Source organism: Mesorhizobium sp. B2-8-3, assembly GCF_006440815.1.
Taxonomy (GTDB): Bacteria; Pseudomonadota; Alphaproteobacteria; order Rhizobiales; family Rhizobiaceae; genus Mesorhizobium.
Genome location: NZ_VFTW01000017.1, coordinates 85,733 through 108,303, shown reverse-complemented (window position 1 = coordinate 108,303; position 22,571 = coordinate 85,733). Strand labels below are relative to the sequence as shown.

Here is a 22,571-nt window from a genome sequence, read left to right as displayed (position 1 = left end):
CTCGACATGAAGAACGCCCGCTGATGGATCGTGACACCCGCAACGCCGCGGCCGCCGCGGCGGTGATACTGGTTGTGTTCGGCCTCGCCGCCTATTTCCTGCCGGTCATCATGCTGGCCGCTGGCAAGGTATCGACGGTGCTGGCGGCCGTTATCGCCGTGGTCTTCATGGTCGGACTGTTCGTCGTCCTGTGGCTGCGCGGACGCAGCCAGCGCAAGAAAGGTCTCTGAAGATGAGAATACTGATCACGGGCGCCGCCGGCATGGTGGGCCGCAAGCTTATCGCGCGCCTGGCCAGGGACGGCGCCTTGCGCGGGCGAAAAATCACGGCGCTCGACCTGCACGACATCGTGGCGCCGCAGGCGCCGGCGCTCGTGGGCGTGGATGTCTCGATCCACACCGGCGATCTTTCCGCGCCCGGCGCCATGGCCGCTCTCGTGGCTCCCCGCCCGGATGTGATCTTCCATCTGGCCGGCATCGTGTCGGGCGAGGCGGAGGCCAATTTCGACCTCGGCTACCGCGTCAATCTCGACGGCACGCGCGCGTTGTTCGACGCCGTGCGGCTGGCGGCGTTTGCGCCGCGCCTTGTCTTCACCTCGTCGATCGCCGTGTTCGGCGCGCCGTTCCCGGAAGTCATTCCGGACGAATTCCATCCGACGCCGCTCACTTCATACGGCACGCAGAAGCAGATGAGCGAAGCGCTGCTTGCCGACTATACGCGGCGCGGCTTCTTCGACGGCATCGGCATCCGGCTGCCGACGATCTGCGTCCGCCCCGGCAAGCCGAACAAGGCGGCGTCGAGTTTCTTCTCCGGCATCATCCGCGAGCCGCTCGCTGGCCAGGAGGCAATCCTGCCGGTGCCGCGCTCGGTGCTGCACACCCATGCCAGCCCGCGCTCGGCGGTGAATTTCCTCATCCATGCTGCCGAAATCGACGGCGACAAGGTCGGACCGCGCCGCAACCTCACAATGCCGGGCGTCGCCGTCACCGTCGGCGAGCAGATCGAGGCGCTTGAGCGCATCGCCGGCGCCGAGGTCGTGAAGCGGATCCGCGAGCAGCCCGACGAGATCGTCTGGGCGATCGTCAAAGGCTGGCCGACACGGTTCGAAGCCAGGCGGGCGAGGGAACTCGGCTTTGCCGCCGAGAAGAATTTCGACGAAATTATTCGCGCGCATATCGAGGATGAGCTGGGCGGGAAGATCGCCTGATGTCTGTCGATACCAGGTGATGCTGAGCTGATCCGCAGATCAACCCGGCTTCGGCCACTGCTTTTGATCAGACGCCGCCCGACAGGCTGGCCGACAGAAGCAGCAGTCCGGCCAGGAAGATGAAGGCGGCGCCGCCGATCTCGACGATCGAATGGATGCGGTTGCCGATGCGTCCGTCGCCGGCGAAATAGACCGCCCAGTTCTTGGCCAGCACGGCGATCGTCGCCAGCGCCGAGACGGTGATCGCAGTGCCGATCGACATCGCCAGCACGGACAGCAGGCCACCGAGCCAAAGCCCGTTGAGCAGCGCGAAGCTCAGCACGATCAGCGCGCCGGAGCAGGGGCGGATGCCGACGGCGGCGACCGCCGACCAGGCCGTGCGCCAGTCGAAGCGGTCGCCCGACAGCATTGCCGGATCCGGCGCATGCGAATGGCCGCAGGTCTCGCAGACTTCGCCCGGGCCGTGGTCGTGATGGGCGTGGTCATGCGCGGCGTGATGGTGGCCGTGATCATGGGCGTGCGCATGCGAATGGTCATGATGATCATGATCGTCATGCACGTGCATGGTACGGGAATGCGCGGCGTGCGCATGTGCGTGGGAATGGGCCGCATGCGAATGGGCGTGCCCCGCATGGGACTGCCCGCCATGCGAATGGCCGGCATGAGCCGCCGACAGGCTGTAGGCGGGCGCTCTGCCGAACAGGCGCAGCACCGACGGACCGAGCTTGCGCCACAGCAGCCAAGCGCCGAACAAGGTGACCAGCACAAAGCTGGAGATTTCCAGGAACCAGGCGGCGTCGGTCATCGAGATCGCGGTGCCGCGCAGCACGAAATAGGCAAGCATCATGACGACCACCGCCGTCAGGCCCTGCAGCAGCGCCGAGACGAAGGAAAGCAGGATGCCGCGCCGGAGCGCGACTTCGTTGGCGATCATATAGGAGGAGATCACCGCCTTGCCGTGGCCGGGGCCGGCGGCATGGAAGATGCCGTAGGCGAAGGACAGGCCGATCAGCAGCCAGAGCTTGCTGCCGTCCTGGCGCATCGCCTTCATGGCGGCGGCGAGCGAATGGTAGAATCCCTGCTGCTGGAGATTGATCCACATCAGGATATGGGCGAACGGCCCCGTGGTGGTTGGCGCCATGCCGTCATTGGTGCCGATGCCGAGCGAGCTTTGCGCATGCGCGACGACGGGCAAATGGGCGATCACCAGGGCCAGCAGGCCGAGCGCTAAGCGGATATTCGTGGGATGCCCCACGAATATCCGCCTAGAGTCCCTTGTTTGTCGCAGGTTCCGATCGCAAAACCGTAGGGCACTTTTGCGGAGCCTGCTTGCGCGCAGCGATGGTTTCATCACCAAATCATCCTTCCGGCGGGCAGTCCAATTCGAGCTTGGTAGCGAAGATCTTGCTCATGTCGGTGCCTGTCGGATCGTTGAAGAACGCGTCCGTCAGGGTCTTCTGGTTTTCCTTGATCGCCTCGTCCGGATCCGGCCGGATGACCTTCTTGGTACAGGTCGAGGGCAGGCCTTCGACGGTGAGGTTGGTGTCGTCGGTGAAGTCGATCGCCGTATAGAAGGTCGGATCGTAGACGCCGATGTCGATCTTGCCGGCGAGCTTGATCGGCGTCTTCGGCTGCGACTCGAACAGGATGATCAGCTGGTCGTTGTCGAAGTTCGCCATCAGATGCGGCGGCGGGACCATCGGCACGTCCTTGCCGTTCTGGGTGACGAGCTGGAAGTAGTTGAACTCGGCCAGCGAGGAATGGACGGTGTCGGCCACTTCCTTGAGCTCTTTGTCGTCAAGCTTCAGATCGGAGTTCTTGTCGAACTCCATCATCACTGTACTCGAAAACAGGTCATCGAAGCGCCAAAGGTGGCGCAGCGCCGTCACACTTTGGTGATCCTGGCTGAGGATGACGTCGAGGCGGGCCTCGGCGAAGACATGCGGGTGCACCTCGGCCGGCTCGACCGCTGCGAATGTCGCCGCCACGACCGAAGCCAGCATGGTTGCTTGCCGTTTCAGATGCATTCCGGGCCGCGATTCCATCGATTTCGGGAGCGAGCCCCAGAGTTGACAGAAAGCGGGCGAAATTGGGACGCGCCTCAGCTTCTTTTCGACGCGCGCCGTTGCATGCGTCCGGGAGACATGCATCAGACGGTGTCGCGCGTCTTGAACCACTGCACCAGGAAATCGACGAAGACACGCACCTTGGCCGGCAGATAGCGGCGGTGCGGGTAGACGGCGAAGATGCCGGTGCCGGCCGGTATACGGTCGTCGAGCGCGGTGACCAGCTTGCCGGACGCGACGTCGGGGGCGGCGATGAAATCCGGCAGCATGGCAAAGCCAAGACCGGAGAGCGCGGCGGCTCTCGCCACGATCGGGCTGTTGACCTCGATCGGGCCCGAAACGGCGACGCTGATAGAGTCCTCGCCCTCGCCCTTGAAGCGCCAGTTGGCCAGCGAGCGGCCGTTGGTGTCGACGATGCAGGGCATGTTGGCGAGATCCTGCGGACGTGTCGGCTTGCCATGTTTGGCGATTAGTTCCGGCGACGCGCAAAGCCTGACCGAAAACGGCGCCAGCCGCCTGGCGATGAGCGAGGAATTCTCCAGCCGCGAGATGCGCACGGCAAGGTCGAAACCTTCCTCGACAAGGTCGACGAAGCGGTCGTCGAGATGGATGTCGAGCACGATGTCGGGGTGCTGCTTGGCGAAGTCGACCAGCGACTGACCGATCGGCGCGTCGGCGAAGGTGCGGGCGGCCGACAGCTTGATCCTGCCGCGAACGTCGCCGGAAGATTGGCGCACCGCCTCGGCCAGGTTGTCGACCTCGCGCACGATTTCGGAGGCGCGCTGATAATAGGTGTGGCCGGCTTCGGTCAGCGAGAACTGGCGCGTGGTGCGGTTGAGCAGCAGCGCGCCGAGCTCGTCCTCCAGCTCGCGCACATATTTCGACAAGAGCGCCTTGGAGCGGCCGATCTTGCGCGCGGCGGCCGAAAAGCCTTCCGCCTCGACCACGTCGATGAAGGCGCGCATGCGCGTCAATGTATCCATGGTCAGACCTTTCGTGCCGCGTCGAGAATCTTGCGGCCGAGCCGTATCAGGGCAACGTCGCTGCCGGAAGGCCCGAGCAGTGACAGGCCGAAGGGTGCGCCGTCGACGGAGCCGATCGGCAAGGTGATCTGCGGAAAGCCCGAAAGACCGGAAAGGCACAAAAGATGCAGCGCCCTTTCGCGATAGGCCTGGAACTGTTCCGGCGTGCCCGCGGCGAGCGGCGCCGCGCCGGGAACGGTGGGCAGGACGAGGAAGCCGTTGTTGCCGAGCAGCGCGCCGAACTCGGCCCGGAACGCCAGCCGGCGCGCGGCTTCGGCCGCGGCGGCCCTGGCGTCGATGGTGCGGCCGAAGCCGAAACGCTCCTCGACGCCGGGGCTCAGGCGGCCGCCGGCCGAGATCCAGGGACCATGCTCGCGCCAGGCCTCGAAGGCCTGCAAGCGGCGAAAGCACCAGTAAAGCTCGTCGGGGAACGAGGCAAAGGTGTATTCGGTCTCCACGGGCTGGCCGATGACGCCGGCGGCCAGCGCCTTCATGCGTGCATATTCGGCGGCTTCCACCGGCCCCATGACGAAGGCATCCAGCCAGCGGATCGACAGCGGGCGGTTGAGTGGATGCTGGTGCGAATCGCGGCCGAGCAAAAGCTTGCCGACCGTCTCATAGGTTTCGATGTCGTCGGCGAACCAGCCGAAGGTGTCGAAGCTCGACGCCAGCTTCATCGCGCCGTCGAGCGGGATGCGGCCATGGGTGGTGCGCAGCCCGATCAGGCCGCAGAAGCTCGCCGGCGCGCGGATCGAGCCGCCGGTATCGGAGCCGGTGGCGATGTTCGCCAGGCCGCCGGCAACCGCGGCCGCCGAGCCGGAGGAGGAGCCGCCGGTGACGCGCTCGGGCGCGGCGGGATTGACCGGGTAAGGGAAATGCGCGTTCTGGCCGAACAGCGAGAAGGCCAGCTCGTCGGTCTGGGTCTTGCCGACGAATCGCGCGCCAGCATCGAGGATCGTCTGTACCGCTTGCGCCGTGCGCGAGGCGGCATGGGCCTCCGCGAATCTCTGCGGGTTGCCGCAGCCGGTGCGGTAGCCGGCGACGTCATAGATATCCTTGACGGCCAGGCGCAGGCCGGCGAGCGGGCCCAATTCCGCATTCGCCACAGGCATTTGGCGCAGATCGAGGAAGGCGTTCAGCGGTCCTTGAGTTCCTGGCATCGTTCGATTTCCGGATACAGTGCGACAAACATTGTTCGATGCCAGAAATTTTACAACCTGCGCTTACGATTTTTATTGATTGTGAAACCCTTCGCTCCTATATCGCGCTTGCCCAAAGTCGCACGTGCCTGTGGGTGTCCGCCGATCCTCGAATGGTGAGGGCAATCGGTAAGGTAACTGGAGCCAACCCCTCCAGTCGGTCAGTGGCCAACCACAAGACCGAGGACACCTTGAAGCAACGACGGTGCGGGCCTTTCTGGTTCTCTTCCGGTTGTCCAAAGACCGGGGTTACTAAAGAGGCACACCTTCATTGCCGGCAGTGCGGACGGGTTTCCCATCCAAGCCAAGGCAGACAAAGCGAACCGAGGCCGGGCAAGGCCAAGGTTCACCGCCGCGAGACGGCGTTTCATGGTTCCGGGGTCTCCACCGGCTGGTTCCATGGATTTCCGTCCCGCCTTTGTCCACCGCGTGTTCGCGAGGCCGACAGCCCGCGTCCCGCAGCCTTATTGCGCGCCGAAAGGCGTTATGGAGAGACCCCGATGGCCACCCAGCGCATCCTTGATTTCCTCGCCACCCGACGTCCGAACGGCCCCTGCCTCGTCGTCGACCTCGATGTCGTGCGCGACAATTTCCGCGCTTTCGAGAAGGCCTTGCCCGATTCCAAGATCTACTATGCGGTGAAAGCAAACCCGGCGCCGGAAATCCTGCGCCTGCTTGCTGCGATGGGCTCGTCCTTCGACACCGCATCGGTTGCCGAGGTCGAGATGGCGATGGATGCCGGCGCGCCGGCGGACCGCATTTCCTTCGGCAACACCATCAAGAAGGAGCGCGACATCGCACGCGCCTACCAGCTCGGCATCCGCCTGTTCGCCGTGGACTGCGTCGAGGAGGTCGAGAAGATCGCCCGCGTCGCCCCCGGCTCGCGCGTGTTCTGCCGCGTGCTGACCGACGGTGAAGGCGCCGAGTGGCCGTTGTCGCGCAAGTTCGGCTGCGTGCCGGCGATGGCCGTCGACGTGCTGCGCCATGCCAAGGGTCTCGGCCTCGACGCCTATGGCGTGTCGTTCCATGTCGGCTCGCAGCAGACCGACCTGACGGCCTGGGATCGCGCGCTGGGCGACGCCAAGAAGGTGTTCGCGACGCTCGCCGAGGAAGGCATCGTGCTCAAGATGGTCAACATGGGCGGCGGTTTCCCGACCCGTTACCTGAAGGACGTGCCGGTGGCCCAGGCCTATGGCCAGGCGATCTTCTCGGCGCTGCGCAAGCATTTCGGCAACGCGCTGCCCGAAACGATCATCGAGCCGGGCCGGGGCATGGTCGGCAATGCCGGCGTCATCAAGTCGGAAGTCGTGCTGATCTCGAAGAAGGCCGACAACGACAATGTGCGCTGGGTGTTCCTCGACATCGGCAAGTTCGGCGGTCTCGCCGAGACGATGGACGAGGCGATCCGCTATCCGCTGGTCACCCGCCATGACGGCTCGGAGACCGCGCCTTGCGTGCTCGCCGGCCCGACCTGCGATTCGGCCGACGTGATGTACGAGAAGACGCCTTATCCGCTGCCCTTGTCGCTGACCATCGGCGACGAGGTGCTGATCGAAGGCACCGGAGCCTACACGACCACCTACTCGGCGGTTGCCTTCAACGGCTTCGAGCCCCTCCGATCCTACGTGATCTGAGCGGCTCGCAAAGGCCGCTCAGATCATCCCAGGTGGGCGCCGTCGCCCACCCGGGCTCGCTTGTGGAACAGATCTCCGCTCGTGAAGGATCGCGGACATGGAATACCTGACCAAATCGGCCTTCGCGGCCACTGAAATTGCCCCCTCGTCCGGACCGTCGGCTGAGCTTTTCTCCGCAGGGGAGAATGGCTCGACGGCAGTGCTTCTTGGCGCATTTTCTTACGGCGAACCGGTTTCCACTTCGCCTGAAAATGCGTTGGCGTCCTCCCTGGCCCTCCGGGCACAGGCTGGCTCGCGCGGCGCGCCGGACGAGGGGGCCGCCCAGGCGCCTGCCTTCGTCATCCTTGGCGAAGGCGCGGGCGACGTCGCGGCGCGCGAAACGCTGCTCGACCGCGCCATGGGGCCGAAGCGCAGGAAGAAGTCATCCGAGAAGCTGCGGCGCGGCCGCCGGCCCTCGGAAGGCCTGGCCTTTGTCGCCCGCGATCCCTCGGGCGCGGTCGTCGGCACGGTGCGGCTGTGGGATGTGAGGCTGGGCGAGGGCGGTCCGTCGGCGCTCCTGCTTGGCCCGCTCGCGGTCGAGCCGGGATTGAAGAGCGGCGGCATCGGCTCGGCGCTGATGCGGCATGCGCTCGCCGAAGCCGCGCGGCTTGGCCATGGCGCGATCCTGCTCGTCGGCGACGCGCCCTATTACGGACGGTTCGGCTTCTCGGCCGACCGCACCGGAGCGCTTGCCATGCCCGGCCCCTATGAGCGGCACCGGCTTCTGGCGCTGGAGCTGAAGGAAGGCGCGCTGGACGGCGCCACGGGCACGATCAAGGCCGCCGGCCGCAAGATCAAGGAACAGGTGCCGGGCTTTGTCGCTTGAGTCTTTGTTTTCACGCAATTCCGGACGGAAAACCGTTACGCACTTTTCCTGGAATTGCTCTAGGTCCGACAAAACAAGAACGCCGCCCATCGGGCGGCGTTTTGCTTTTTGCGAAGGTTAGCCGAGCAACTGGCTGAGCGCCATGGCGACGGTCATGTCGCCTTCGACCTTCAGCTTGCCGGCCATGAAGGCCATGGTCGGGTTGAGGTCGCCGGCAATCAGCGAATCCAGATCGTCGAGCGACAGCTTGATCGTGCAGTCGGCCGGCGCGTCGGTGGTCGAGACGGTCGCGCCGTCGATGACGATGACGCCGTCGCTGCCAGTGTCGAACTTGACGGAATGCTCGAAGCCGGCGCTTGCCACGCGCGACCTGATCTTGTCGGCAATCTCCTGAACGCCCATGGCGGTTCTCCTCGTTGGTTGCGTTGACGCGCACCGGCGCTTGGCCGCTGGGCGAGGTAGACGCGCCGCGCTCCAGCGCGACCACAGGCGCATATAGCTTCGAGTTGACGTTAACGTCAACGCGGTCACCTTGCGTCATATCGCGTAGGGGAGCTGGGCCATGCCCATCGCCGCCGGACGGCGGCCAGGCGGTCAATGCTCCGGCGCTGCCTGGAAGGGCTTGGTCATCGCCGCCGCGGTTTCGCCGGCATTCCTGCGGCGGCGAAGCGCGTTGTCGCGGATATCGTCCTTGGAGAGAAAATTGACCTGGTCGATCAGCACCTCGTGCACCAGCTCGACGCCGACCCGGCTGTTGATGGTGTCTCGGATCGACTTGCGGAAGACGTCGAGATCGATCGATTCCTTCTTGGTGAAATCGATCTGCGGGTTGGAATAGAGATAGGAATAGACTTGGTCGGTCATCAGCGCCTGCGCCGGGACCGACAGCTTCTTTATCTGTTCCGGCTCCACCGTGTAGACCAGCTTGGTGAGGAAATAGCCGTCGATCGTGCCGTCGCGCAGCAACGGCACCGAGATCATGTCGGTCTTGACGTAGTCGAGGCCGCCCAGCATCGGCTTCGGCGGTTCGGCCGTGCCGCGCTGGCCGGCCGCCTGGAAGGAATAGAAGACCGCGCCGAGCGTCACGGCGCAGATCCACAGCGCGGCGGCGATGAACTTTATCACCGGGTCTGTCCTTGCGCCTTGATCATCTTTGTCAGGCTCGCGCCATTCCGAACTCGCCGGCCGAATAGGTGCCGTCGGCATCGGCGCGCTGGATGGCGTTCCTCAGAAGCGTGGCGACCTCGTTGACCGCGTTGAGATGGGCGAGGATCGCCGCCTCGTTCCTGGCCAGCTTCTGGCGTAGCCGCAGCAGGCCTTCGCGATGCTGCTCGAGGAATTCGATCTCGTTGGCGCCCTTCAAGGCGCGGTTCAGCTCGTAGAGGTATCGGCTCTTGCGCGCGTTCGAGGCCTTGAGGTCATAGGCCGTTCCGCTGCGGATGCCGGCGGTCTCCTCGTCCACGACTTCCTCGATACGGCCGATGATGGCGGCGAGGTTGCCGGGTCGTGCGGCGGCGGGCGCCTCCATTGCGTTGGTGCGTGCGGGAAGGTTGGAAAGGTCCGTTTGGTCGGCCATGTAGGTCCCTAGATCTTGATGTCCGTTTTTATGGTTGTGTCGTCGCCGGTCATCGACCGTGCGGCTTTGCGCTCAAGCTCCTCGATCATCGAGGTCGAAAGCCGGGTCTGCTGGTCGATCTCGGTTTTCTGCTGCCCCCCGGCAACAGGGCCAACCGGCACCTTGTGCTTGCCATCGAGATAATGGTCGGCGAGCATCGATTTGGCGATGCCGATGCCGCCATGCGCGGCCATGACATCGGCCACCTTTTCGGCCAGCTGCGACTTCCACATGTCGCCGGCCAGGCCCTTGCCGTAAACGCCCTCGGTGTCCTTGGGCATCATGTTCTGGATGAAGGTCGTCAGCACCATCGCCTCGAAGCGCTGGAACTTCTTCGCCGGATTGGCGGCTTCCGCCTTGTCGGCCGCCGCGCGCGAGAGGATGGAGCCGGCATCGACCGTCGCCGATGGATCGAGAGCGAACGGTGCCGAGGCGCCATTCGCTCGTCTGGCAAGCGTCGCGCGCGCGGCCTCGACATCGGCCGGTTCCGCTGCGCGGGCGACGTCCATGACGATGTCGCTGGGTGGGGAAATGGCCAAGAAAGTCCGCCCTTTGCCGGTTTTGTCATCCGCACAATGACTGAACAAGCTTGTGGCAGGCTTGCGGGAGGTCAGCCTTCGTCCACTCGCTTCTGCGTGATGAGATCGAGCCGCTCGCGGTCGGAGCGCTCGCGCTCGTCGCGGCGGCGCACGTCCTTGTAGGCACGCTCGACCATATTGGTGCGCGCCGTCGCGGTGGCGATCAACGCGGCTTCCTGGCGGGCGTCTTCCAGGTTCTTTTTCTGGCGCTCGAGCGCGCCGGTGATGCGGCGATGATAGATTTCCGGAAAGAGAGCGCCCAGCGAGGCGCCGGTGTCGAAACGCTCGATCAGGTCCCTGGCCTCAGCTTCGGCCTTGACGGCGGCGGCGAGGAAGCCGGCATGGCGGGTTTCGTGCAGCGCCTTCAACTGCTGCTGCACCTTGACCAGTTTCTTCAGGCGGTCCTTTCGCGCGGTCATTGAGCCTATCTCGCCAGCGTGAGGTCGACGAAGCCGTCGACGAACAGCGACAGCAAGGTGCCGACGGCGAAATAGAAGATGATCATGCCGCCGGCGATGACGAAGGGCAGCGAGATGAAATAGACCGGGATCTGCGGCGTCAGCTTGTTGACGAAGCCGATCGTCAGATTGACCAGGATGGCATAGGCGACGAAAGGGCTGCCGAGCCGAATGACCAGGAAGAAGGCGTCCGACACAGTGTCGGTGACGTCGACCAGCGCCGCCTGCGGGTTGAAGAACACGTTGACCGGAGCGACCTGATAGGAGGCGACGAGCGCCTTGACGATCTCGTGGTCGAAGTCGAAGACGAAGAGCAGGAGCAGCGCCGAGAACGAGATGATGGCGGCGAGCGCCGCCTGCGGTTCCGGCTCCTCGATCGCCGGCCCACCCGAGCCGCCATAGCCGATCAGCATGGCGATGGCCGAACCCATGAAGCGCAGTGCCTCCATGTAGAGCCTGGTCATGGCGCCGATCAGCCCGCCGACCAGCAACTCGGAGACGATCATGGGCGCCAGGACCTGCGGGCGCGGATCGACGAACGGGTAGATGCGGTCCCACAGGAAAGCGAGCAGGCCGCCGGTGGCGGCGATCGACACGAAGAGCCGGATCTGGACCGGCACGCGGGCGCTCGACAGGCCCGGCATCAGCATGAAGCAGGCGCCGATACGGCAGAAGGCGAGGAAGGCGGCGATGACGACGCCTTGCGAGAGCGCGTTCACGAGATGGTCCCGAGCACCTTGATCTCGACGCCCTTGGCGATCTCGACATGGCTGAGAACGGGAAGCGTCGTGAACAGCCGCTCGATGATCATGCGCACATAGGGACGCGCGTCGGGCGCGGTGACGAGCACGAAGCGCTCGCCGGCCTCGAGATGCTTGCGGATCGCCTTGGTGGCGTCCTGGCCGAATTCCTCGAGCTGACGCGGATCGATGTCGAACTCGCGCACCTCGCCCTTGGCGTCGCGCTTGAGGCTCTGATGGAAGGCGAGATCCCAGCGATTGCCGAGGCGCAGCACCTTGAGCGTGCCGCCTTCGGAGAGGTCGCCGCAGATCTGCTGCGCCATGCGGATGCGCACATGCTCGACGATCTGCTCGGTGCGGCGCACATGCGGCGCGATCTCGGCGATCGCCTCGATGATCAGATGCAGGTTGCGGATCGAGACGCGCTCGGCGAGCAGCAGCTTCAGCACCGCCTGCAGGCCGGGATAGGAGATGTGCGAGGTGCAGATCTCGTCGGCAAGTTTGCGGTATTCCGGATCGAGCCGCTCCAGCAACGCCTTCATGTCCTTGTAGGACAGAAGCTGCGGCAGGTTGTTGCGGATGACTTCCGAAAGATGGGTGAGCAGCACCGACATGTTGTCGGCGAAGGTGAAGTTCTCGCGCTTCAGGTCCTCGGCGAAGGTTTCGAGCACGGAATAGGCACGCATGCCGAAGGCCGGCTCGCGGATTTCCTCGCCGGGGATCTCCGGCACGCCGCGCGTGCCGAGCAGCACCATGATCTCGCCGACGCGCATCTGGTATTCGGCGACCACAGTGCCGTGCACCTTGATCTGATAGCTCTTCGGCGGGATGGCGAAGTCGTCGGCGACGCGCACCTCCGGCACCACGAAGCCATATTGCTGGGCGAATTTCTTGCGCATCTTCGACATGCGGAACACCAGTTCCTGATGCGCCACCATCAGCCTGGTCGAAAGCTGCTTGCCGATCAGAAGCTCGATCTCGGCGGTGACCAGCGAGGCCTTGACCGAGTTCTTCTCCTCCTCGACCTTGTTCGCCTTCTCCTGCGTCTTCAAGGCTTCGGCGGCGGCGCGTTCGCGGCCCTGGCGCAGCGGGATGATGTAACCGAGGCCGGCCATGCCGCCGGCAAGCGCGAAGAAGGGGAACAGCGGAAGGCCGGGCATCAGGCCGAGGATGACCAGCAGCGAGGCCGCGACGTAAAGCGCGCGCGGATGCGCGCCGAGCTGACCGAACACCGCCTGGTTGGTTGAGCCGCGCGTGCCGCCCTTGGAGACAAGCATACCGGCGGCGAGCGAGACGATGAGCGCCGGGATCTGGGTGACGAGGCCGTCGCCGACCGACAGCTTGATGAAAACGTCGGCCGCCTGGCCAAGACCCATGCCGTGGCGCAGATAGCCGATGGCGATGCCGCCGACGATATTGATGGCAGTGATGATCAGGCCGGCGATGGCGTCGCCGCGCACGAATTTCGAGGCACCGTCCATCGAGCCGAAGAAGGAGGATTCCTCCTCCAGTTCGCGGCGGCGCAGCTGCGCCGTCTTCTCGTCGATCATGCCGGCGGAAAGGTCGGCGTCGATCGACATCTGCTTGCCGGGGATGGCGTCGAGCGTGAAACGCGCGCCGACTTCGGCGATACGGGTGGCGCCCTTGGTGATGACGATGAAGTTCACCACGATCAAGATCATGAAGACGATGAGGCCGATGACGAAGTCGCTCGACATCACCAGCTTGGAGAAGCCCGAGATGACGTAGCCGGCGGCATGCGTGCCCTCGTTGCCGTGCGACAGGATCATGCGGGTGGTGGCGATGTTGAGCGACAGGCGCAGCATGGTGGCGATCAGCAGCACGGTCGGGAAGGACGAGAAGTCTAGCGGCCGCTGGATCCACAGCGCCACCATCAGGATCAGCACCGAAAGCGCGATCGAGAAGGCAAGGCCGATATCGATGAGGAAGGCCGGGATCGGCAGGAACAGCACCGCCAGGATGAAGACGATGCCCAGCGCGAAGAAGATGTCGCGGCCGTTCTTGACCGCCAGGCCGGACGGGAGTGTTTCGCTGATCGCCATATCGTCCTCAAATCCAGGGCCGCCACGCACAGGGCAGGCCCTTGACCGTAACTCTCCAAGCTTGCGCGAAGGTGGGAGAGTGGCTACGGGACCTGGCCACGATCTTGCGAAAGGATGGCAGATGCTCCTGATCACCGGCACGATCCGGCTGCCAGCCGACAGGCTCGACCAGGCAAAGCCAGCCATGCAACGCATGATCCTGGCGAGCCGTGCCGAACCGGGCTGCCTCGGCTATTCCTACGCGCAGGACGTGCTGGATGCCGGGCTCATCCATGTCTCGGAGGCCTGGAGCGACCGCGCAGCGCTCGAGGCGCATTTCAAATCGGCGCATATCGCCGAATGGCGCGCGAGCTGGGCGGAACTCGGCATCGGCGACCGCAAGCTCACGCTTTATGAAACGGACGGCGGCGCGCCGACCTGATCGTCAGAGGCATTTACGGCTGTGCCGCATCCGCGGTCGCGACGGCGACCAGCCAGCGCCGCACGGCGCGCTCCTCCTCGGCGGAGAGGCCGGCGGTGAGCTCGCCTTCCAATCTGTAAACCCGCTCACGGCATTTCTTCAGCAAGGCGCGGCCGCTGTCCGAAAGGTCGAGATGCTGGATACGGCCGTGGACGGCATGGGGTCGGCGGAGGAGGGAACCGGCCTTTTCCAGATTGCCGACAATCACGCTCACCGTCTGCGGCGTCAGCACCGCGAGCCGGGCCAGATCGGCATTGGATAGGCCAGGATAGGCCGAGATCATGGTGAGGGCCGCGAACTGCGCCTGTGTCACGCCGAATTCATCCAGCGCTCGCTCCACCTTCAAGCGGTAGGCGCCAGCCGCCTGGCGCAGCAGATAGCCCAGATAGCCTTGCTCGCCGCGCTTGCCTTCACCGGCGGACGGAATGGATGGAATCCCCTTGCGCATAATATCATAGCTCTTATATGTTGTTCGCATTCTGATATTATCGCGTCAAGGAGCGAAAGACGATGGGCCATCGCATTTTTCTTGCGGGCGCCTCGGGCGCGATCGGCCGCCGGTTGGTGCCGCAGCTGGTGGCGGCCGGGCATGGAGTGACGGCGACGACGCGTCAGGCGGCAAAATCAGAAGATATTCGAGCGCTCGGCGCCGATCCGGTGGTGGTCGACGTGTTCGATGCGAGCGGGTTACGCGCGGCTGTCTTGGCGGCAAAGCCGGAGATCGTCATCCACCAGCTCACGGACCTTCCGGCCGGGCTCGATCCATCGAAGATGGCCGAGGCAATCGCTCGGAACGCCCGCATCCGCGATGAAGGAACCCGCAACCTCGTCGAAGCGGCGAAGGCTGCCGGTGCGAAGCGGCTGATCGCGCAAAGCATCGCCTGGGCCTACGCGCCGGGACCCGAGCCACACGACGAAACCGATCCTTTGGACAGTGGCGCGGAGGGCGGCCGGGCCGTCAGCGTCGGCGGCGTCATTGCGCTGGAGAAGCACGTGCTCGGCGCCTCGCCGATCGCCGGCATCGTGCTGCGCTACGGTCATCTCTACGGGCCAGGCACCGGCGCGGCAGCCGCCGCGGATCCGGCGGTGCATGTCGATGCCGCCGCCAACGCGGCTCTGCTTGCCGTCGAGCGGGGAACGCAGGGCGCCTTCAATGTCGCGGAGCCGAACGGCCATATCACGACCGACAAGGCTGTCGCCGAGCTCGGCTGGCGCGCCGGCTTTCGCCTGGCCGAGTAAGCGAGGGAGTTGCCGTCATGATCGAAGACATTTCTTCACGCGGCCTTGCACTGGTCGGCGTCGCCGCCATCGCTGCGGGGTTGCTTGGCATGGCCGTAGTCCAGAGCAACAGGGCATCCACCGCCGCTGACGGAATGGGCGCGCATGTCCACATGACGGGGGCTGATGCCGGGGAGGGGGCGACGGCGCGTCCGACCACCACGGTGAAGCCGCTCTCCTGCGAAAAGCTGCCGAATGTGACTGGGCATTCGATCACCACGGCGCTGGTCGAGTTTCCGCCCAATGCCTATACGCCGCGACATCGCCATCCCGGTTCCGTCACGGCCTTCGTCATCAAGGGAGCGCTGCGTTCGCAGATGGAAGGCGGACCGGCTGTTACTTACACTCAAGGCCAGACCTGGTTCGAAGCGCCAGGCGCGATCCATTCTTTCGCCGAGAATGCCAGCGCCACCGAGCCGGCGGAACTGCTGGCGATCTTCGTCGCGGAGGACGACTGCGGCCCGCTGACCATTCCGTTACCCAACTAAATCTATCGCCTTTATCGCGGCGGCAAGCGTTCTTAACGCTAATTCGCGCAACGCCAAAATGGCGCCACAAGCGGTCGGCATTGCGGTTGCCACGCAAGGCCGCCGCGCGTATCAGGCACGGCAGTTGTTTATCTTTCGCATATCGGCGAGCCGTTCCGTTGCCTGCCAGAAACGCCCCACAAGTCTATGCCCGCCGGCTTCGCGCGGTGCTGATCAGTTCGATCCCCGTGCTCGAGGCGCGCGGCATTGCGATCGTGCTGATGGCCGGCATGGTCGGCGCCATCGCGGGCGCGCTGGTCACCGGCATGAGCGCGCTGGTGCAAGGCATGCATTGGCTGCTGTTCGACGTGCAACCGGGCGGCCGCCTTTCGGCGATGTTCTCGCTCGCCGACCCGGTGCAGGCGATGTTCCCGGCGATCGGCGGCCTGCTGCTCGGCCTTTCCGTCATCTGGCTGAGAAAGCGCAAGTTCCGCACTCCGGTCGACCCGATCGAGGCCAACGCGCTCTATGGCGGGCGCATGTCGCTCACCGACACTTTCATCATCGTGGCGCAGACGATGATCTCCAGCGGCTTCGGCGCCTCGGTGGGATTGGAAGCCGGCTATACGCAGATCGGCTCCGGCATAGCTTCCCGACTTGCGCGCGCGTTCCGGCTGCGCCGCAACGACGTCCGCATTCTGGTCGGCTGCGGCGCGGCCGGCGCGATTGCCGCCGCCTTCGACGCGCCGCTGACCGGGGCCTTCTACGGTTTCGAGCTGGTCATCGGCATCTATTCCGTCGTCAATGTGGCGCCGGTTATGACGGCGGCGATCGCCGCCTCGCTGACGGCGGAAATGTTCGGCGGTGTGCCGTTCCCGCTGGAGCTGTCAGGTTTGCCGAATTTGACCGCCAGCGAGTATGTGCCGTTCCTGCTGCTCGGACTGCTCGGCGGGGCAGCCTCGATCGCCATCATGCATCTGGTGAGCATCGTCGAGCGTCTCTTCGTGCGGCTGTCGATCGATGCGTCGGTCCGGCCGTTCATCGGCGGCATCTTCGTCGGCCTGCTCGGGCTGGTCACGCCGCAGGTGCTCTCCAGCGGCCATGGCGCGCTGCATCGCGAGTTCGCCATGAATTATACGCTGCCGGTGGTGGCGAGCGTCTTCGTGATGAAGCTGGCGGCCTCCGCCATCTCGCTCGGCTCGGGCTTCCGCGGCGGCCTGTTCTTCGCTTCGCTGTTCCTGGGAGCGCTGCTCGGCAAGGTCTTCGCCGGCGTCATGGCGCTGACCGCGCCGTCTGTCGGCATCGACCCGGCGGTCGCCGCCGTCGTCGGCATGACCTCGCTTGCGGTGGGCGTCGTCGGCGGCCCGCTGACGATGACGTTCCTGGCGCTGGAATCCACCCGCGACCTGACGCTCACCGGCGTGGTGCTGGCGGCCTCGATCATGTCGGCGATCCTGGTGCGCGAGACCTTCGGCTACTCCTTCTCGACCTGGCGTTTCCATCTGCGCGGCGAGACGATCCGCAGCGCCCATGACGTCGGCTGGATGCGCAGCCTCACCGTCGGCTCGATGATGCGCAAGGACGTCCGCACCATTCCCGCCTCGACCCCGCTCGCCGAATTCCGCAAGGAGATCCCGCTCGGCTCCGGCCAGCGCGTTATCGCCGTCGAACAGGCCGACCAGTATGTCGGCATGCTGCTTGTGCCGGAACTGCACAGCGATCCCTCCGATGGCGAGACGCCGGTGAGCGCGCTCGCCCAGTTCAAGGATGCGGTGCTGGTGCCATCGATGAATGTCCAGACCGCCGCCGAGACCTTCCAGCGCACCGGGGCCGAAGAACTGGCGGTGGTCGAGGATTTCGACGAGCGCATCGTCCTCGGCTTGCTCACCGAGAGCCATCTGATGCGCCGCTACGCCGAAGAGCTCGACAAGGCGCGCCGCGACCTGGCCGGCGAGGGCTAGTTTTCAACACAGGAATCTTGCCGCTGCATTCTACCCCGGCACATCGCAGCCCCGGAGATTAGCCGAGACGTCTAAACTTCGTCATCCACAGGCGGAGCGGGAGCGAAGCGGACGCGCAGACCCGAGGATGACGACGTTGGAAGGGCTCAACCAGACGGGTTACGGGGGAACCGCGAGATCTTGGCCGCCGGCAGGTCCGCAGCCTGTCAATTCCAAGCCGGTAAATTGATCTCAATTCCAGAAGGGTGAGTATCGGTTCGCTCCCATCCATGAAGCCGCCTGCAGCGACGGATTCTTGCTGCTTGCGCTTTGTACAGTCTCACTGTACAAAATGTTCAGTGGAGAACAAACGAGATGCCCAAGGCCACCATTAAGGGCCAGGCTTCAACCGGGAACAGGAACGGTTCGGTCGCAACGGCCGCGCAAGAGGTGCTCGGCATGCGGCTCAAGAGCCTGCGCCTTGCCCGCCGCCTTTCCTTGCGCGACCTCGCCGAGGCGACCGGCACCAGCGCCAGCTTCATCAGCCAATTGGAGCGCGGCCTGACCGGCGCCAGCACGGCATCGCTCAACCAGATGGCTTCGGCGCTCGGAGTCAGCGTCGCGCTGCTGTTTGCCGAAAGCACGGCTCAAAATCACCACGGCGTGCTGCGGCGCAGCGAGCGGCCCAGCCTGCCGCCCAGCGACGGGTGCCGCAAGATGCTCTTGTCGCGGCCCCCGTTGAGCGACATGGAAGTCTATGTCGGGGAGTTCGAGATCGGCGGCTCGACGGGATCCGACCAATACACGCATGGCGACGCGCATGAGATGTTGATCGTCCTGCGCGGCATCGTCGAGGTGTCGCTCGGCGAGGCACGCCATGTCCTCGAGGAGGGCGACAGCGTCGAATACACCACGTCCACCCCGCATCGCACGGAGAACATCGGCAGCGGCCGGGCCGAGGTGATGTGGATCATCGCGCCGCCGACCTCGGCGCGCGCCGAGCTCGACCAATACACGACCTGGAAACCGCCCGCCGCCAGGTAGCTGATCAAACGCGGGCATGAATGGGAGAGTTATCGTTATGTTGAAATCGAGATATGGCATCGGCGCCGTTCTGGCGCTCGGCGTTCTGACCGGCGCCGCCTTTGCGCAGGACAAGCCTGTGGCGGGCGAGGTCAAGGAGGGGTCGCTGAAAGGCAAGACCCTGACGCTCGTCTCCTATGGCGGCATCTACCAGGACGGACAGGCGGCGGCGCTGAAGGAGTTCGTCGACAAGTCCGGCGTCAAGCTGCTCAATGACGGTCCGACCGAGATCGCCAAGCTGCAGGCGCAGGTCGAATCCGGCAATGTCACCTGGGACGTCGTCGATACCGACGACCTGCCGCCTTACGTCTATTGCGGCAAGCTGTTCCAGAAGCTCGACCTGACTAAGCTCGACGTCTCGAAAATCCCGGAAGGCCAGGTCGGCGAATGCTCCGTGCCGGCGATGAACTACGGCGTCGTGCTGATGTACAACAAGGAGAAGTACAAGGATAATCCGCCCAAGAGCTGGGCCGACTTCTTCGACACGGAAAAGTTCCCGGGCGTGCGCGGGATCGACGGCTCCGGCAGCCCGACCGGCGGGCTGCTGGAACAGGCCTTCAAGGTCGCCGGCGGCGACCCGAAGGCGATGACGGTGGCCGACATCGACAAGGCCATCGACGTGGTCCGCAAGCTCGGTCCCGACACCATCTTCTGGAAGACGGGCGCTGAATCGCAGCAATTGGCGGAGTCCGGCGAAGCCGACATGCTGATGATGTGGACCGGCCGCGCCATGACCGCGGTCAAGAACGGCGCCAAATATGCGCCCGCGTGGCAGGACTGGCTGGTGGTGATGGACCAGATGACGATCCCGGTCGGCGTCAAGGACACGGATGCCGCTTACGCGCTGCTCAACGCCTATCTCGGCAAGCAGTCGCAGGAGATACTGGCGGAGAAGACGTCCTACACGCCGATCAACAGCGACGCGCAGCCCAAGGTCGACGCCTCCGTCGCCGCCTTCCTGACCAACACGCCTGAGCGCCAGAAGCAGGGCTACAAGCAGAACTTCAAGTTCTGGGTCCCGAACTTCGCGGTGGCGCAGGAGAAGTGGTCGGCGTTGATGGCCGGCAACTGACCGGCTGAAGGAGAGGTCCGTGAGCGCGCTCGAACCGACGACGCCTTCCGCCCCGCAACGGGCGGGCTGGGCATGGCGGCCGTTCGCGCTCACGCTGCCGGCGCTGGTGCTGCTGGCCGCGGTGATCGGCTATCCGCTGATCACGATCGTGCTGCGCAGCCTGTCGGAGCCGCAATGGGGCCTGCAGAACTATGCCTGGTTCTTCGGCGCACCCGTCAATCTGACGGTGCTCCAGCGCACCTTTACGATCTCGGCCTGGGTAACTGTGGTCTGCGTGCTCTGCGCTTACCCTTACGCCTATCTGATGACCGCCGTCGGGCCACGCGCGCGGCTCGTCCTTGTGCTGTGCGTCTTGATCCCTTTCTGGGTGAGCGGCGTGGTGCGCACGCTTTCCTGGGTGATCCTGCTGCAGGATTCCGGCGTCATCAACTCGCTGCTGAGATCGGCCGGTTTCGACGGCATCCGCCTGATCCGCACCCAGACGGGCGTGGTCATCGGCATGGCGCAGGTGCTCCTGCCGTTCATGATCCTGCCGCTCTATTCGGTGATGAAGGGGATCGATCTCAGGCTGGTGCAGGCGGCACGGAGTCTCGGAGCGCGACCGTCGCGCGCGTTCTTCACCGTCTACCTGCCGCTGTCGCTGCCAGGCGTCTATGCCGGCGCGATCATCGTCTTCATCCTGGCGCTGGGCTTCTACATCACGCCGGCGCTGCTCGGCGGACCGCGCTCGACCATGCTGTCGACGCTGGTGCAGACGCAGGTGCTCAGCCTGCTGCAATGGGGACGCGGTGGCGCCATGGGCGTGGTGCTGCTGGTCGCGACCTTCGTGCTGCTCGCGCTTGCGGCGCCGGTGATGCGGTCGAGGCATCGGGAAGCAGGGCGACGCTGATGGAGATGAAGCCGCTCACGCGCGTCATCCTCGGGCTTGTCTGCCTGCTGGTGGCGATATGGCTGGTGGCGCCGACACTGGTCGTGGTGCCGATGTCGTTCAACGAGAACAAGTCGCTCGCCTTTCCGCCGCAGGGCTTTTCCTGGCAGTGGTACCTGAATTTCGCCACCAACCCGGATTGGTCTTCCAGCTTCCTCAACTCGCTCAAGGTCGCCTCGCTGGTGGCGGTGCTGGCGACGGTGCTCGGCACGCTCGCCGCCTTCGGCCTCGACCGCATGAAGGCGCGACCGGCCAATCTCTTGCGCATGCTGATGCTGACGCCGATGGTCGTGCCGGGCGTGGTTCTGGCCATCGGCATCTATGCTGTCTATCTCGATGCGCAGCTCGTGGGCACGCTGACCGGTTTCGTGCTTGCGCATACGATCCTGGCGCTGCCCTTCGTGCTGATCGCGGTTTCGGCCAATCTCGAAGTGTTCGACAGGCGGCTTGAGACCGCGGCGGCAAGTCTCGGCGCTGGCGCGCTGACCACGTTCCGCACGGTGACGCTGCCGCTGATCCTGCCCGGCATCCTGTCGGGGTTGCTGTTCGCCTTCGCCACGTCCTTCGACGAGATCGTGGTGTCGCTCTTCATCACCAACCCCTATCTCAAGACGTTGCCGGTGCAGATATTTTCCTCGATCACGCGCGATGCCGACCCGACGGTCGCGGCCGTCGGCACCATTCTGTTGTTCGCCACCACGATCCTGATCGGCGGCGGCATGCTCCTCCTCGGCCGCGAACGGAAGGGACGCCTATGAACCCGAGAGCGGAAAATCGCGGCGCCGCGATCGACCTCGACATGGTCAGCAAGGCCTACGGGTCCTTCAAGGCGCTGGACGGTGTCTCGCTCAGGATCGAGCCAGGCGAGTTCATGACGCTGCTGGGGCCGAGCGGCTCGGGCAAGACGACGACGCTCAACGTCGTCGCCGGCTTCACCGACGTGACCAGCGGCAAGCTTCTGGTCGGGGGAAAGAGCGTCGTCGGCGTGCCGGCCCACAAGCGCAACATCGGCGTCGTGTTCCAGCACTACGCGCTGTTCCCGCACATGACGGTCGGCCGCAACGTCGCCTATCCGCTGACATTGCGCGGCATCAAGCAGGACGAGCGCAAGAAGCGCGTCGCGAGAGCGCTCGACATGGTCAAGATGGGCGACTTCGCGCATCGCTATCCGAGCGAATTGTCCGGCGGCCAGCAGCAGCGCGTCGCGCTTGCACGCGCCATCGTCTTCGATCCGCCGCTGCTCCTGATGGACGAGCCGCTCGGCGCGCTCGACAAGAAGCTGCGCGAATGGCTGCAGCTCGAGATCAAGCGCATCCATCGCGAGCTCGGCACCACCTTCGTCTATGTCACGCACGACCAGGAAGAGGCCCTGGTGCTGTCGGACCGCATCGCCGTCTTCAATCGCGGGCGCATCGAGCAGGTCGGCACCGGCCGCCAGCTCTATGACGAACCGGCGACGCTCTTCGTCGGCCGCTTCATCGGCGATTCCACCGTGTTGCGCGGCGAGGCGAAAAGCGACGGCACCGGGACGGCTCTGAGTGTCGCCGGCGAGACGGTCACCGCGCCCCGTCGGCTGGCCGGCGAAGCCAATCCGGTCATGCTGCTGCGGCCGGAGAAGCTTGCCATCCGCCGATCGGGCCAGGATGCCGCCGGCACGAACCGGTTGTCGGGGACGATCGCCGAGGCGATCTATCTCGGCTCGGGGTCGAAATATGAAGTGAAGCTCGCAGACGGCTCGACCGCGATCGTGCGATCGCCGCTCGCCGGCGAGAGTTTTGGCCTCGGCGAGAAGGTCGAGCTCTGCTTCGACGGCGCCGATGCCAAACTCCTGCCCGACGACAGCACGGCCGACACAACGCTCACCTGATCCATCTCTTTGGTTTAACGCAATCCCGG

25 protein-coding genes are annotated in these 22,571 nt (G+C 65.0%); 13 read left to right on the top strand and 12 right to left on the bottom strand.

The window, feature by feature from the left end; all coding sequences use genetic code 11:
- Positions 1-23: 23 nt before the first annotated feature.
- Together FJ418_RS22505 and denD are read left to right on the top strand one after the other, a co-directional pair.
- Entirely contained in the window at positions 24-230 is a 207-nt protein-coding gene (locus FJ418_RS22505; protein WP_140642214.1) for a hypothetical protein, read from the top strand.
- A 2-nt stretch (positions 231-232) separates the two neighbouring features.
- On the top strand, positions 233-1,207 hold the full coding sequence (gene denD, locus FJ418_RS22500; protein WP_140856170.1) for a D-erythronate dehydrogenase: 975 nt from the start codon (positions 233-235) through the stop codon (positions 1,205-1,207).
- A 67-nt stretch (positions 1,208-1,274) separates the two neighbouring features.
- On the opposite strand, the gene FJ418_RS22495 is transcribed toward denD, so the two are convergent.
- From FJ418_RS22495 to FJ418_RS22480, 4 genes are all read right to left on the bottom strand, one after another.
- Positions 1,275-2,462 (bottom strand): nickel/cobalt transporter, encoded by a 1,188-nt coding sequence (locus FJ418_RS22495; protein WP_246680727.1) that lies wholly within the window; start codon positions 2,460-2,462, stop codon positions 1,275-1,277.
- A gap of 103 nt (positions 2,463-2,565) precedes the next feature.
- A complete protein-coding gene (locus FJ418_RS22490; RefSeq protein ID WP_140642208.1) occupies positions 2,566-3,234 on the bottom strand; it encodes a DUF1007 family protein in 669 nt (222 codons plus the stop codon).
- 122 nt (positions 3,235-3,356) lie between these two features.
- Positions 3,357-4,256 (bottom strand): LysR family transcriptional regulator, encoded by a 900-nt coding sequence (locus FJ418_RS22485; protein ID WP_140783848.1) that lies wholly within the window; start codon positions 4,254-4,256, stop codon positions 3,357-3,359.
- A gap of 2 nt (positions 4,257-4,258) precedes the next feature.
- Positions 4,259-5,455, bottom strand: coding sequence for an amidase (locus FJ418_RS22480; RefSeq protein ID WP_140856166.1), 1,197 nt, complete (start codon positions 5,453-5,455; stop codon positions 4,259-4,261).
- A 539-nt stretch (positions 5,456-5,994) separates the two neighbouring features.
- On the opposite strand from FJ418_RS22480, the gene odc2 reads away from it, so the two are divergent.
- Entirely contained in the window at positions 5,995-7,128 is a 1,134-nt protein-coding gene (odc2, locus tag FJ418_RS22475) for an ornithine/lysine decarboxylase (protein WP_095817118.1), read from the top strand.
- Positions 7,129-7,468: 340 nt separating this feature from the next.
- Positions 7,469-7,993, top strand: coding sequence for an N-acetyltransferase (locus FJ418_RS22470; RefSeq protein ID WP_246680732.1), 525 nt, complete (start codon positions 7,469-7,471; stop codon positions 7,991-7,993).
- 117 nt (positions 7,994-8,110) lie between these two features.
- Here FJ418_RS22470 and FJ418_RS22465 read toward each other — a convergent pair whose 3' ends face one another.
- The 7 genes from FJ418_RS22465 to flhA all read right to left on the bottom strand — a co-directional run bounded on the left by FJ418_RS22465 (position 8,111) and on the right by flhA (position 13,447).
- The gene (locus tag FJ418_RS22465) at positions 8,111-8,395 is read right to left on the bottom strand and encodes an SCP2 sterol-binding domain-containing protein (RefSeq protein WP_140856164.1); all 285 of its coding nucleotides are present in this window, start codon (positions 8,393-8,395) and stop codon (positions 8,111-8,113) included.
- 192 nt (positions 8,396-8,587) lie between these two features.
- Complete coding sequence (locus FJ418_RS22460) at positions 8,588-9,118, bottom strand: hypothetical protein (protein WP_140706973.1); 531 nt, start codon at positions 9,116-9,118, stop codon at positions 8,588-8,590.
- 31 nt (positions 9,119-9,149) lie between these two features.
- A complete protein-coding gene (locus tag FJ418_RS22455) occupies positions 9,150-9,569 on the bottom strand; it encodes a hypothetical protein (protein WP_140651557.1) in 420 nt (139 codons plus the stop codon).
- A gap of 8 nt (positions 9,570-9,577) precedes the next feature.
- A complete protein-coding gene (locus FJ418_RS22450) occupies positions 9,578-10,147 on the bottom strand; it encodes a rod-binding protein (RefSeq protein ID WP_246680726.1) in 570 nt (189 codons plus the stop codon).
- 71 nt (positions 10,148-10,218) lie between these two features.
- Positions 10,219-10,605, bottom strand: coding sequence for a hypothetical protein (locus FJ418_RS22445; protein WP_140651559.1), 387 nt, complete (start codon positions 10,603-10,605; stop codon positions 10,219-10,221).
- Positions 10,606-10,610: 5 nt separating this feature from the next.
- On the bottom strand, positions 10,611-11,363 hold the full coding sequence (fliR, locus tag FJ418_RS22440; protein WP_140783842.1) for a flagellar biosynthetic protein FliR: 753 nt from the start codon (positions 11,361-11,363) through the stop codon (positions 10,611-10,613).
- Positions 11,360-13,447 (bottom strand): flagellar biosynthesis protein FlhA, encoded by a 2,088-nt coding sequence (gene flhA / locus FJ418_RS22435; RefSeq protein WP_140642193.1) that lies wholly within the window; start codon positions 13,445-13,447, stop codon positions 11,360-11,362. The genes fliR and flhA overlap by 4 nt, the downstream gene beginning before the upstream one ends.
- A gap of 121 nt (positions 13,448-13,568) precedes the next feature.
- Between flhA and FJ418_RS22430 the strand changes: the two genes are divergently transcribed.
- Positions 13,569-13,868: a putative quinol monooxygenase gene (locus tag FJ418_RS22430; RefSeq protein WP_140642191.1), complete on the top strand. Its 300-nt coding sequence runs from the start codon at positions 13,569-13,571 to the stop codon at positions 13,866-13,868.
- Positions 13,869-13,881: 13 nt separating this feature from the next.
- Here the strand turns inward: FJ418_RS22430 and FJ418_RS22425 are convergent, their stop codons facing one another.
- Positions 13,882-14,355 (bottom strand): MarR family transcriptional regulator, encoded by a 474-nt coding sequence (locus FJ418_RS22425; protein ID WP_140869342.1) that lies wholly within the window; start codon positions 14,353-14,355, stop codon positions 13,882-13,884.
- A 62-nt stretch (positions 14,356-14,417) separates the two neighbouring features.
- On the opposite strand from FJ418_RS22425, the gene FJ418_RS22420 reads away from it, so the two are divergent.
- The 8 genes from FJ418_RS22420 to FJ418_RS22385 all read left to right on the top strand — a co-directional run bounded on the left by FJ418_RS22420 (position 14,418) and on the right by FJ418_RS22385 (position 22,542).
- Entirely contained in the window at positions 14,418-15,146 is a 729-nt protein-coding gene (locus FJ418_RS22420; protein ID WP_140869339.1) for an NAD(P)-dependent oxidoreductase, read from the top strand.
- A 17-nt stretch (positions 15,147-15,163) separates the two neighbouring features.
- Positions 15,164-15,673: a cupin domain-containing protein gene (locus tag FJ418_RS22415; RefSeq protein ID WP_140869336.1), complete on the top strand. Its 510-nt coding sequence runs from the start codon at positions 15,164-15,166 to the stop codon at positions 15,671-15,673.
- A gap of 158 nt (positions 15,674-15,831) precedes the next feature.
- A complete protein-coding gene (locus FJ418_RS22410; protein WP_140869333.1) occupies positions 15,832-17,613 on the top strand; it encodes a chloride channel protein in 1,782 nt (593 codons plus the stop codon).
- Between the two features lie 354 nt (positions 17,614-17,967).
- Entirely contained in the window at positions 17,968-18,636 is a 669-nt protein-coding gene (locus tag FJ418_RS22405) for an XRE family transcriptional regulator (RefSeq protein WP_140869330.1), read from the top strand.
- A gap of 37 nt (positions 18,637-18,673) precedes the next feature.
- The gene (locus FJ418_RS22400; RefSeq protein ID WP_140642179.1) at positions 18,674-19,747 is read left to right on the top strand and encodes a PotD/PotF family extracellular solute-binding protein; all 1,074 of its coding nucleotides are present in this window, start codon (positions 18,674-18,676) and stop codon (positions 19,745-19,747) included.
- A 19-nt stretch (positions 19,748-19,766) separates the two neighbouring features.
- Entirely contained in the window at positions 19,767-20,636 is an 870-nt protein-coding gene (locus FJ418_RS22395) for an ABC transporter permease (protein ID WP_140642177.1), read from the top strand.
- On the top strand, positions 20,636-21,433 hold the full coding sequence (locus FJ418_RS22390) for an ABC transporter permease (protein WP_140642175.1): 798 nt from the start codon (positions 20,636-20,638) through the stop codon (positions 21,431-21,433). The genes FJ418_RS22395 and FJ418_RS22390 overlap by 1 nt, the downstream gene beginning before the upstream one ends.
- On the top strand, positions 21,430-22,542 hold the full coding sequence (locus tag FJ418_RS22385) for an ABC transporter ATP-binding protein (RefSeq protein ID WP_140869327.1): 1,113 nt from the start codon (positions 21,430-21,432) through the stop codon (positions 22,540-22,542). The genes FJ418_RS22390 and FJ418_RS22385 overlap by 4 nt, the downstream gene beginning before the upstream one ends.
- Positions 22,543-22,571: the final 29 nt, after the last annotated feature.

Bases quoted from the DNA above. Each gene is read 5' to 3' on its own strand.
- FJ418_RS22505 (WP_140642214.1), top strand. From the start codon at position 24: ATGGATCGTGACACCCGCAACGCCGCGGCCGCCGCGGCGGTGATACTG.
- denD (WP_140856170.1), top strand. From the start codon at position 233: ATGAGAATACTGATCACGGGCGCCGCCGGCATGGTGGGCCGCAAGCTT.
- FJ418_RS22490 (WP_140642208.1), bottom strand. From the start codon at position 3,234: ATGCATCTGAAACGGCAAGCAACCATGCTGGCTTCGGTCGTGGCGGCG.
- FJ418_RS22485 (WP_140783848.1), bottom strand. From the start codon at position 4,256: ATGGATACATTGACGCGCATGCGCGCCTTCATCGACGTGGTCGAGGCG.
- FJ418_RS22480 (WP_140856166.1), bottom strand. From the start codon at position 5,455: ATGCCAGGAACTCAAGGACCGCTGAACGCCTTCCTCGATCTGCGCCAA.
- odc2 (WP_095817118.1), top strand. From the start codon at position 5,995: ATGGCCACCCAGCGCATCCTTGATTTCCTCGCCACCCGACGTCCGAAC.
- FJ418_RS22465 (WP_140856164.1), bottom strand. From the start codon at position 8,395: ATGGGCGTTCAGGAGATTGCCGACAAGATCAGGTCGCGCGTGGCAAGC.
- FJ418_RS22455 (WP_140651557.1), bottom strand. From the start codon at position 9,569: ATGGCCGACCAAACGGACCTTTCCAACCTTCCCGCACGCACCAACGCA.
- FJ418_RS22445 (WP_140651559.1), bottom strand. From the start codon at position 10,605: ATGACCGCGCGAAAGGACCGCCTGAAGAAACTGGTCAAGGTGCAGCAG.
- flhA (WP_140642193.1), bottom strand. From the start codon at position 13,447: ATGGCGATCAGCGAAACACTCCCGTCCGGCCTGGCGGTCAAGAACGGC.
- FJ418_RS22430 (WP_140642191.1), top strand. From the start codon at position 13,569: ATGCTCCTGATCACCGGCACGATCCGGCTGCCAGCCGACAGGCTCGAC.
- FJ418_RS22425 (WP_140869342.1), bottom strand. From the start codon at position 14,355: ATGCGCAAGGGGATTCCATCCATTCCGTCCGCCGGTGAAGGCAAGCGC.
- FJ418_RS22420 (WP_140869339.1), top strand. From the start codon at position 14,418: ATGGGCCATCGCATTTTTCTTGCGGGCGCCTCGGGCGCGATCGGCCGC.
- FJ418_RS22415 (WP_140869336.1), top strand. From the start codon at position 15,164: ATGATCGAAGACATTTCTTCACGCGGCCTTGCACTGGTCGGCGTCGCC.
- FJ418_RS22405 (WP_140869330.1), top strand. From the start codon at position 17,968: ATGCCCAAGGCCACCATTAAGGGCCAGGCTTCAACCGGGAACAGGAAC.
- FJ418_RS22400 (WP_140642179.1), top strand. From the start codon at position 18,674: ATGTTGAAATCGAGATATGGCATCGGCGCCGTTCTGGCGCTCGGCGTT.
- FJ418_RS22390 (WP_140642175.1), top strand. From the start codon at position 20,636: ATGGAGATGAAGCCGCTCACGCGCGTCATCCTCGGGCTTGTCTGCCTG.
- FJ418_RS22385 (WP_140869327.1), top strand. From the start codon at position 21,430: ATGAACCCGAGAGCGGAAAATCGCGGCGCCGCGATCGACCTCGACATG.